Here is a 1,320-nt window from a genome sequence, read left to right as displayed (position 1 = left end):
GTTCACGTTGCAGGGCATCCGCCCCGCCACCTCGACCCGCCCCTGGGCAGGCGCCAGCCGACCCAGCAGCAGGTTCGCCAGGGTCGACTTGCCCGCCCCGGAGATACCGGTGACCGCCACGCGATCACCCGCGCCGATCTTCAGCGAGACCCCCTCGAGTGCTGGTTCGAGCATGCCGGGATAGCGGTAGCCTGCATTCTCGAGAAGCACGTCATAACCGCCCTGCCCCACCGGCAAAGAAGTAGTCGTCGCCGTTTCGACCGGCGCCGAGGAAGCCAGCCGATCGAGGCGCAGAACACTTTGAAAGCTCGCGCCGAACTTCAGGAACGCACTCGGCAGCGAGGTCAGGATCTCGCTGCTGCCGAGCACCAGCAAAAGCACCATGACGACGATCGGCGCATCGATGCGCCCCGTTGCCAGCGCCTCGCCGCCCACGCGAAGGGCCACGATCAGCAGCAGCCCGCAAACAAGCAGAATCAAGGCGTTGCCTGCAGCGGCCTTGAAGGCGAGCCGGCGTTGATTGCTCCCCGAACGCGCCTCGAGCGCATCGATTTTTTCTTGGTGCCAGCGTGCGGTCCCGTAGCTTGAAAGCTCTGCACAGGCCTGGAGCTGGTCCAGCACCAGGTTGCGCAGCGTGCCTTGATCGCGGACCTGCTGCCCGCTCTGGCGAAAACCCCAGGCGGCGAATCCGAGCGTGAGCAGCGCCCAGAGCGCGATGAGAACGCCTGCGACCAGAAGCGCCAAACCGGGCAGCCAGATGGCGATGAACAGCGCGACCAGAAGAGTCGCCACAAGCGCCACCAGCGGCGGTATCAGAAGGCGCAGGTAAAGGTTGTCCAGCGTATCGATGTCCGCCGTCAAGCGGGTCAGCCAGTCGCTTGCCCGTCGGCGCCCGAGCGAGGCGGCATCCAGGCGCGTCAGGTAGCCGAACACCTGGTAGCGCAGATCCGCCAGCAGCGTGAGCACCATGTTGTGGTTGTAGAGCCGCTCGACATAGCGGGCGACGGTGCGCGCCAGGGCGAAAAAGCGAATGCCGCCGCCGGGCACGTAGATGTCCAGCGTCGATGGCTGCCCCGCCGCCAGCAAGAGTCCTGCCAGCGCGCAGGCGGTGATGAACCACCCGGATAACCCCAGCAGCGCCAGTCCCGACAGCAGCGTGGCCAGCACCAGGAGCGAGCCGACCAGGAAAGCCGACCGCCGACGCACCAGCAGCGAGAGCCAAGGGTAGAGCGTGGAAAAAAGTGCCTTCATGGGGCGATCTCCTCGAGCCGCTGATGCGCGCAGTGCCAGTGGCGCGTGGCGATCGAGCGTACGTGGGGA

Annotated in this window: 1 protein-coding gene; it reads right to left on the bottom strand. The window is 66.2% G+C overall.

The window, feature by feature from the left end:
- Positions 1–1,251, bottom strand: a 1,251-nt coding sequence (locus BIS11_RS17785; protein ID WP_253586753.1) for an amino acid ABC transporter ATP-binding/permease protein, incomplete at its 3' end; no start/stop codon positions are given.
- Positions 1,252–1,320: the final 69 nt, after the last annotated feature.

The organism is Halomonas sp. 707D4 (assembly GCF_024158685.1).
Classification (GTDB): Bacteria; Pseudomonadota; Gammaproteobacteria; order Pseudomonadales; family Halomonadaceae; genus Vreelandella.
Note: the sequence above shows the minus strand (reverse complement) of the source record. Positions and strands in the feature narration are given on the sequence as shown.